General features: G+C 65.2%; 6 protein-coding genes. 3 read left to right on the forward strand and 3 right to left on the reverse strand.

The genetic code is table 11. From position 1 onward, the window contains the following. Window positions 1–208: 208 nt before the first annotated feature. Window positions 209–1,954, reverse strand: coding sequence for an L-lactate permease (locus BKD30_RS08025; RefSeq protein ID WP_218189281.1), 1,746 nt, complete (start codon window positions 1,952–1,954; stop codon window positions 209–211). 186 nt (window positions 1,955–2,140) lie between these two features. Here BKD30_RS08025 and BKD30_RS08030 point away from each other — a divergent pair, with 186 nt between their 5' ends. The 3 genes from BKD30_RS08030 to BKD30_RS08040 are packed head-to-tail and all read left to right on the forward strand — an operon-like array spanning window position 2,141 to window position 5,111. Beyond that, complete coding sequence (locus BKD30_RS08030; protein ID WP_076703847.1) at window positions 2,141–2,944, forward strand: (Fe-S)-binding protein; 804 nt, start codon at window positions 2,141–2,143, stop codon at window positions 2,942–2,944. Then, complete coding sequence (locus BKD30_RS08035; RefSeq protein ID WP_076703848.1) at window positions 2,941–4,482, forward strand: LutB/LldF family L-lactate oxidation iron-sulfur protein; 1,542 nt, start codon at window positions 2,941–2,943, stop codon at window positions 4,480–4,482. The genes BKD30_RS08030 and BKD30_RS08035 overlap by 4 nt, the downstream gene beginning before the upstream one ends. Next, a complete protein-coding gene (locus BKD30_RS08040) occupies window positions 4,479–5,111 on the forward strand; it encodes a LutC/YkgG family protein (protein ID WP_021472083.1) in 633 nt (210 codons plus the stop codon). Before BKD30_RS08035 ends, BKD30_RS08040 begins: the two co-directional genes overlap by 4 nt. A gap of 382 nt (window positions 5,112–5,493) precedes the next feature. Here BKD30_RS08040 and BKD30_RS08050 read toward each other — a convergent pair whose 3' ends face one another. Then, entirely contained in the window at window positions 5,494–6,168 is a 675-nt protein-coding gene (locus BKD30_RS08050; RefSeq protein ID WP_076703850.1) for a GntR family transcriptional regulator, read from the reverse strand. A 145-nt stretch (window positions 6,169–6,313) separates the two neighbouring features. Beyond that, entirely contained in the window at window positions 6,314–7,189 is an 876-nt protein-coding gene (locus BKD30_RS08055) for an integrase catalytic domain-containing protein (protein WP_218189282.1), read from the reverse strand. Window positions 7,190–7,423 lie beyond the last annotated feature (234 nt).

A 7,423-nucleotide genomic window follows, 5' to 3' on the forward strand; every position in this document is an offset into this window, starting at 1 on the left:
CGGCACCTGACCACCAGCAATCGACCACACGAGCAAGGAACTCCAGTGGAAAAGCCGGGCAGACCGGCGGCCACCACACGCCCAAACGGCCACGAAGCCAGCTCACCCGGAGCGGTCACCGTCACGAAGCTGATCGGTGGATCGAGGCTTAGGGCGGGGCGTGTGCGGGCAGGTCGGCCCGCACACGCCGTACTGACCAGGCGGGAGGCTAGGGCAGCATCCAGCCGAGGAGGTGGGTGGACTGGAGGTAGGAGAGGGTGCAGAGCACCAGCAACAGCGCTACGCTCCATCCGACTACTTTACGCAGGATCACCGATTCCTTTCCTTCAAGGTTGACCGCAGACGCGGCGATGGCCAGGTTTTGCGGGCTAATCAGTTTCCCGACGACGCCGCCGGAGGTGTTTCCGGCGACGAGGAGGTTCGGGTCGATGCCTGCTTTCAGGCCGGCTGTCTGCTGGAGTTTGGCGAAGAGCGCGTTGGCGGACGTGTCGGAGCCCGTGACGGCGGTGCCAATCCAGCCCAGGACGGGTGAGAGGAACGCGAAGAAGGTGCCAGTGCCGGCGAGCCAGGTGCCGATGGATACTGTCTGCCCGGAGAAGTTCATCACGTAGGCGAGTGCGAGGACGGTGATGATGGTCAGTCCGGCCCAGCGCATCCTGTAGATGGTGCGGCCGATCTCCTTCACCGCGTTAGCCACCGTGATGGGGTAGCGGCCGCCGTCGTTGTACTTCGAGTACACGAAGGCGACGATCAGGCCGGTGATTAGCAGCAGGGTTCCGGGGGTGGAGAGCCATTGGAAGGAGTAGATGGTGGAGGAGACGGGTTTGCCTTCGGCATTGACCAGAGCGTCGTGCAGGATCGGCCAGGGGATTCTGACGTCGGTCGAGGCGAGGAATGCGGGCACGTCCGCACCGAGTTTCCATAGCTTGGCGATGCCGAAGACGACGATCACGAGGAAGTACGGGAACAGGGCGAGCCACGTCCGGGTCGGGGTCAACCGGTCTGCAGCGGCCTCGCTGACGGCGACAGCCGTAGCCCGCCGGGAGCCGCCGCCGGCGGTGGTGGTGGAGGCTGTGTTCTTCGAGGCTGCATCAAAGGCTGCTCCGAGACGCTCGCGTGCTTCGACGCTTCCCTTGGGCGTCCAGACGCGGAAGAACAGCACGGCCGCGCCGAGGCCTACGAGGGAGGCGACGATATCGGTGAGTTCGTAGGAGAAGAAGTTGGAGCACAGGAACTGTGCCGTGGCGAACGAAAAGCCAACCACCAGCGCTGCGGGCCAGCAGTCTTTCAGGCCCTTGCGGCCATCGAGGATGAAGAGCAGGATCAGCGGCACGATGGTGGCCAGTAGCGGAGCCTGACGTCCAACGACGGAGGCAATGTCCGTGGCATGCAGTCCGGTGAGGCCGGCCGCGGTGGTGATCGGGATGGCCATGGCACCAAAGGCAACAGGTGCCGTGTTGGCAACCAGCACCGCGGCGGCAGCGCGCAGCGGCGGCAGTCCGAGCGCCAGCAGCATGGTGGCCGTGATAGCCACCGGCGCACCGAAACCGGCGAGGGCTTCGAGCAGCCCGCCGAAGCAGAAGGCAATCAGGACCGCCTGGAGGCGCACGTCGCCTTTGCCGATTACATCGAAGACGCGGCGGAGGTCCTCAAAGCGTCCGCTGAGGACCGTGACCTGATAGAGCCAGACGGCCATGATGACGATCCACAAGACAGGGAAGGCGCCGAAAACCCCGCCCTGGGTAGCGGAGAGCAGCGCCAGCCCGGCCGGCATCTGGAACGCGAATATTCCGACCAGGAGGGCAGCCAGGAGCGCAAAGGCACCGGCGACATGGGCGCGGGTTTTGACGACGGCAAGCAGGATGAAGAACGTCAGCAGCGGCAGCAGGGCGACGATGGCCGACCACATGACGCTGTTGAGCACCGGGTCGGTGCTGGGTGTGAACTGATCCACGGAGTTCCTCCACATTGAGGGGGACGGCAGGGGGGTATGGTCAGACCTTTGTGGTCGGACCATCAGAGTGTAGCGTAGATTTTTCTGAAAGTGTGAGCAGCTTCACTTGGAGCCGCCGGTTGCCAGTGGCGTCGGTCACGTGATCTACTATGGTCAGACCACAACCCCTTAGCCCGAAAGGCTGCCATGCGAATCGCTTTGTTCGCTACGTGCATCGTGGATGCGATGTACCCCGCCACAGCGCGGGCCACCGTGAAAATCCTGGAACGGCTGGGGCACGAAGTTGTGTTCCCGTCCGGCCAGGCCTGCTGCGGGCAGATGCACGTCAACAGCGGCTACCTCAAGGAAGCTGTCCCCGTGATCGCCAACCACGTCGCCGCCTTTGATACCGAGGACTACGACGTCGCGGTTGCCCCGTCCGGCTCCTGCGTCGCCTCCGTGAAGCACCAGCACCCTATGGTCGCCCGCTCGTGCGGCGACAAGGATCTGGAAACACGTGCAACCGCAGTCGGCGCCAAAACTTACGAGCTCTCCGAATTGCTGGTGGACGTGCTCGGCGTGACCGATGCTGGCGCGCAGCTCGGTTCCTACTTCCCGCACCGCGTCACCTACCACCCGAGCTGCCATGGCATGCGCCTGCTCCGGCTCGGGGACCGGCAGGCGCGGTTGCTGGGCAGTGTCGCAGGGATCGACATGGCCGAACTGCCGGAAGCTGACCAATGCTGTGGCTTCGGCGGCACGTTCTCGATGAAGAACGCCGACGTCTCCTCCGCCATGCTCGAGGACAAGACGGCGAATATCACGGCAACAGGGGCAAGCCTGTGCGCCGGAGGGGACGCCTCCTGCCTCATGCACATCGGCGGCGGCCTCTCCCGCCAGGGCAGCGACGTCACCACCCTGCACCTGGCCGAAATCCTCGCCAGCACCCTGGAAGAACCGGCCTCTGTCACCGGCGAAGTCCGCGTCACCACCGGAAAGGCCACACGATGAGCACCTACCTGGGCATGCCCTCCCTCCCCGTTCATGGCACGGGCAACCTGCACGCCTCCGAATCCTTCCCCCAGGCCGCGCACCGCGAACTCGGCAACACCCAGCTCCGGGCCAACCTCGGCCACGCCACCCACACCATCCGAGACAAACGCATCCAAGTGGTCTCCGAACTGCCGGACTGGGAACAACTGCGCGACGCCGGATCCGCAATCAAGGAATCCGTGATGGCCCGCCTTCCCGAACTCCTCGAACAGTTCGAGAAAAACTTCACCGCCCGAGGCGGCGTGATCCACTGGGCCCGCGACGCCGATGAGGCCAACGGGATCGTCGCCGGTCTGATCCGGGAAACCGGGGAAACCGAAGCGGTCAAGATCAAATCCATGGCCACCCAGGAAATCGGCCTCAACGAATACCTTGAAGAGCAGGGCATCGCGGCCTACGAAACCGATCTGGCCGAGCTGATCGTCCAGCTGGACCACGACAAGCCCAGCCACATCCTCGTCCCGGCGATCCATAAGAACCGGACCCAGGTCAGGGACATCTTCCTGCGCGAAATGGAGGGCGTCGACCGGGAGCTGACCGACGAACCGGCCCGCCTCGCCGCGGCAGCCCGGGCACACCTGCGCCGTAAATTCCTCACTGCCAAAGTCGCTGTCTCCGGGGCCAACTTCGCCCTTGCTGACTCGGGCACCCTGGCCGTCGTCGAATCCGAGGGCAACGGCCGCATGTGCCTGACCCTGCCGGAGACACTAATCACCGTCATGGGCATCGAAAAGCTCCTGCCGACCTGGCAGGACCTTGAAGTCTTTATGCAGCTGCTGCCCCGCTCCTCCACGGGGGAACGGATGAACCCTTATACCTCGCTGTGGACCGGTGTCACCGCCGGCGACGGGCCCCAAAACGTGCACCTGGTGTTGCTTGATAACGGACGCAGCGCCGCCCTGGCCGACGAAATGGGCCGCTCGGCCCTGCACTGCATCCGTTGCAGCGCCTGCATGAACGTCTGCCCGGTCTATGAACGGACCGGCGGCCACGCCTACGGATCGACCTACCCCGGACCGATCGGGGCGATCCTTTCGCCGCTGATGACCGGCATTCAGGCCGAGGAGAACAGTTCGCTGCCGTACGCGTCCTCGCTGTGCGGGGCCTGCTACGACGCCTGCCCGGTCAAGATCAACATCCCGGACATCCTGGTGCACCTGCGCAGCGTGGACGTGGACAGCAAACGCGGGAAGAAGAAAATCCCCAGCCAAATGGACGTTGGGATGAACGCCGCGTCCTGGGCCCTGTCGTCGGGCAAACGACTGGGATTGATCGAGAAGGGACTGCCCCTGGGACGTCTGGCCGCGGGCCCGGACAAGAAGATCACCAAACTGCCCGGAATCGCCGCCGGCTGGACCCAAAGCAGGGATATCCCCGCGCCGCCGTCGCAGTCTTTCCGCGACTGGTGGAAGAAGGAACACCGGCCCCCGGCCACCGGCGCTGCCCCCGCGGCGTCAGATAACCAGCCCTCAGAACACCAGGAAGACCAGACATGAGCGCACGCAATGAGATCCTTGAACGGATCCGCACCGCCCTGAAAGACAGCCCCAAAGTACCGGAAGTTCCCCGCGGGTACCGGTCCTCATCCGATCTGGACGAGGATGCCCTGATCCACCTGCTGGTGGACCGCCTGATCGATTACAAAGCCCAGGTCTCCGTCGTGGACGCCGAAGAGGTGCCCGCACGGATTGCTGAACTGCTCGCGGCAGCGCGCAGCTACGTCCTGCCTGCGGGGCTGGACGCCGGCTGGCTCAGCGACCTCAAACTCGACCACGACAACCGTCGCCACACCGATTCGGCCGCGGCTCCACTGAGCGTCCTCGAGCTCGATGGTATCGACGCGGTCGTGACCGGCAGTGCTGTCGCTGTCGCCGAGACAGGGACCATCATCCTGGACGGCAGTCCCAACCAGGGCCGCCGGGCAATCACCCTCGTCCCTGACCACCACATCTGCGTCGTGAAAGTCGCCGACATTGCCGGGATCCTGCCGGAGGCGCTGCGCCGGATTGACGGCACCCGGCCGCTGACCATGATCAGCGGGCCGAGTGCCACCAGCGACATTGAACTCGAACGTGTCGAGGGAGTCCACGGGCCCCGCAAGCTCGACGTCATCATCGCCCGCTAAATCCGGCAGTCAAGTCCGGGCCATCACCCTGGCCGTGCCCGCAAGCACCGCCGCGCATCCCGAACCCTCACCGCTGAACGAAAGGCACCCTCATGACCTCCTACCGCCATGACGCCTGGGAGCACCTCCGCGGTGCCCTCGTGCAGGTCCGGAAGAACGGCACCGTCCTTCGCGAAGGACTCGTCGAGGACGTCATGCCTGACTCGTCGGCCCTCTGGATCGCCGCCGACGGGCTCGCCGGCCGGGTGCTGATCGAAGCTGCCGAAGGCCACGAGGTGTGGGTCGAGCCGCGGCAACTCGAGGGTAAACGCGCGTACCGCATGACATTGTCCGCACTCCAGCACCGAGAAGGAGATCAGGTCCGCGGGATGCACCTCAACCGTCAGGCTGCGGATGAATCCTTGTTCCGCGGCGGCCGCAGATGGCCGAGGACCGCGTAGGCAAAGTCCACCAGGTAGTCGTTCAGGGCCAGGGAGGCAGCCCTGGCCGCTGAATCATCTCTGGCGAGAATCGCTTCCAGAATTCTTCCGTGAAGCGTCGATCCCCGTGAGATCTGGTCTGCCTCCTCCCGCATGTGGGCGATCCAGAAGCGCCGGGAAAGAGCCTGGGCGGGGGCCAGTGCATCCGCGAGGTATTCATTGGCTGCGGCATCGACAATCAGATGATGGGTCTCCTTCACCGTCTCCAGGTAAGTGCCCAAGGTGAATTCCTCGTGTTTGAGCCGGTCCACCATGGCAGCCATTTCCCTTCGGTGCTCTCCAGCTGCCCGGCCGCAGGCAAGCTCCACTGCCAAGGCCTCCAGAACCCGGCGCAGCTCAAGGAGACGCAGCTGAGTGTCGACCGAAGCGGCCGGGACGAGGACCCCCTTGCTGGGGTGGATCTGGACCATGCCCTCCCGGGCGAGCCGCTGCAGGGCCTCACGAACCGGGGTGCGGCCGAACCCGGTTGAGGCTGTGAGCATCGACTCGGAGACCAAAGACCCCGGTGTGATTTCCTGGAAGATGATCATCCGCTCGATCTCGTCATAAGCGCCGTCGGCCTTACCTTTTTCCGCCACCTGGCCACTCCTCCCCCAGCCGGGCCACCCCGGCTACCGCGTCTCCCGATTCACCGGGCGATGGAAAGCCCACGAGGTGCCTCACTGAGAAGTGAGCGCGAGAGCTGACCTGGTGCCTCACGCGTGGTGAGCGCGAGGCTTGGGGTCATCTGGTTGTCTGGAGTCGACGGATCGACGGTTCCAAGGATGCCATGTCGAGGTGCCGGCTGGCGGTCATGGCCTCGGTCCGGTCGCGGGAGAGGTCGATGAGCCGGAGCTGTATCTGGTTGATGCGCCGGGTCAGATCGGCCGGGTTGACGCTCTCGATACGGGTCTGGACGGCGCGGGCCTGCTGGGCGCTGAGCAGCCCCGATGCGAGCACTCGCTGCCATGGGGTCCTCGGCTTGTCGTAGAGGCGTCTGCGGCGCCCGTCGGCGGCGGTGGCGTAGCCGGTGGGCTTCTTCGTCGGGGTGAAGAAGTTCAGCCGCATCGATACCAGCGGCCAGAGCTCGCCCAGCAGTGCGAGCTCTTCGGGCGTGTCGTAGCGCCAGTGGAACGCGTGCTTGCGGACGACGTGGTTGTTCTTCGACTCGACGGTGGCCTGGTCGTTCTTCTTGTACGGCCGCGACCGGGTCTGCGCGATGTCGCGCTGCTGGAGCCAGTCGGCGACGTCATGGTTGATGAACTCGGAGCCGTTGTCGGAGTCGAACACGCGCAGCGGGAACGGGAACATGCCCTGCAGATCGGCGACGGCCTGCACGATCCACTTGGCTGCGTTGTTGCGGATCGACGCGTTCTCGGTCCAGCCGGTGACCAGGTCCGTCATCGTCAGCGTCCGCGCGAACTCGCCCTGGAACGTCGGCCCGCAGTGCGCGACGGTGTCCGCCTCGATCACCCCCGGCACGGTCGCGGGCTCGTCGCCGACCTTGCTCAGCCCGATCGAGTTGCGCAGCAACGGAGAGGGCTTCGTGGTCGAGATGCCGCGCAGCTGCATCGACCGGCGTGCCGGCGCCAGGTACCGGTCGATCGTGGCCGCGCTCATCGCCTCCAGCTCCGCGATCGTCGACGCCGTCGCGAACGGCTTGTCGAGATCACCGGCCGCCGCCAGCAGCGGCAGCCAGAGCTCCTGAGTTGGGTCACTTGCTGTGGTCTCGACAAGCTAGAGGGGGCTGACGTGGGGTGATGGTCGGGGTTAGTGTGTTGTTAAGGCACTAAGCGGGGGTCGGTAGGATCGGCTGGTGGCCTGGGTTCGCAGAGTCCGCACGGCCTCGGGGGC

Source organism: Tersicoccus phoenicis (assembly GCF_001968835.1).
GTDB classification, from domain to species: domain Bacteria; phylum Actinomycetota; class Actinomycetes; order Actinomycetales; family Micrococcaceae; genus Tersicoccus; species Tersicoccus phoenicis.

Excerpts from the sequence above, each read along its gene's own strand:
- BKD30_RS08055 (WP_218189282.1), bottom strand. The coding sequence starts at position 7,189 with ATGAGCGCGGCCACGATCGACCGGTACCTGGCGCCGGCACGCCGGTCG.
- BKD30_RS08035 (WP_076703848.1), top strand. The coding sequence starts at position 2,941 with ATGAGCACCTACCTGGGCATGCCCTCCCTCCCCGTTCATGGCACGGGC.
- BKD30_RS08040 (WP_021472083.1), top strand. The coding sequence starts at position 4,479 with ATGAGCGCACGCAATGAGATCCTTGAACGGATCCGCACCGCCCTGAAA.
- BKD30_RS08030 (WP_076703847.1), top strand. The coding sequence starts at position 2,141 with ATGCGAATCGCTTTGTTCGCTACGTGCATCGTGGATGCGATGTACCCC.